Source organism: Synechococcus sp. H55.9, assembly GCF_047462355.1.
Taxonomy (GTDB): Bacteria; Cyanobacteriota; Cyanobacteriia; order Thermostichales; family Thermostichaceae; genus Thermostichus.
Genome location: NZ_JANSJB010000207.1, coordinates 1 through 1,051, shown reverse-complemented (window position 1 = coordinate 1,051; position 1,051 = coordinate 1). Strand labels below are relative to the sequence as shown.

Here is a 1,051-nt window from a genome sequence, read left to right as displayed (position 1 = left end):
TACTCGCCTCGTTCCGAGGTGCGTCACTTTGTCAGCACGGCTAACTCTCACCTGATAGACACCCGCCTGGCTGTGTATGAGCCTGTGCAAGAGCTGCATCGGGTGCAAGAGCGGCTCAAGGTGTTTCTCAGCCGCGGCTGTCCTGGGGTGATTGCTGCTGATTTGCTGGACTTGCCACGCCTGGAGCTGTATGGGGAAGGGAGCTTTGTGGATCCCTGTGCCCTCTTGCAGCAGAGGGGCGTGGCTGAGCGGGTGCATGAGCTAACAGGAGAGCCAGCAAGCTGGCCAGTGTTTGATGTGGCTGTGTGCACGGTTGAGGATCTCCAGAGACTGAAGCAGCCCCTCAAAGCCAGCTTTGCCTTTGTCTTAGGAGAAGATCATCAGCTCGTCTTTGCCAATGCAGGAAGAATCACAGAAACTTTTCTCATTGACTTAATCCAAAAGGACAGTTCTGCTCCGTCAGCCTGGCTACGAGGGTACGAAGGCGTTGAGTATGGGGAGACGGTCGCCAACCTCAGCCGGCTTTACGAGCCAACTGCTTCCTTACTTCCAGAGGTTAAGTTGGTGGTGGATGTCGGAGCTGGAGTGGGGGTAGCGAGCGCCTGCTTCCGAACATTTCATCCGCAGGCGGTCATTCACTGTTTTGAAGTGGATCCCTTGGCCTTACACCTGCTGCAGCAGAATGCTCTGAGTTTGGGCAACTGCCATGTGCATCCAGTGGGCTTGGCAGGAAAGGATGGCTATAAGACTCGTCGTCTCTGGCCAGAAGACTCTCAAACAGAGTGGGGAGTGGAGCAGGTGCTGGCTTTTCGAGAAGCTAAGACAGCCTTGCAGGAGCTAGGTCTGGAGCGCATCGATGTACTGAGGTTGGCAACAGGTGGGCAGGGGGTGGAGGTGTTGACTAGCTTGAAGCCATGGCTCAAGGGCATCAAGGTTATCTATGTGGAGTTTGGCTCGGAGCAAGACCGCAAGCGGATTGACCAGATGCTGGATCCTTCTCACATGATCTGGCAGGGGGAGATCATAGCTGGTCAAAGAGGATCCCTCTGCT

At 55.4% G+C, this 1,051-nt stretch carries 1 pseudogene; it reads left to right on the top strand.

From position 1 onward, the window contains the following. Nucleotides 1-1,051 (top strand): annotated as a pseudogene (locus NW857_RS13160) (glycosyl transferase family 1); the annotation flags it as partial.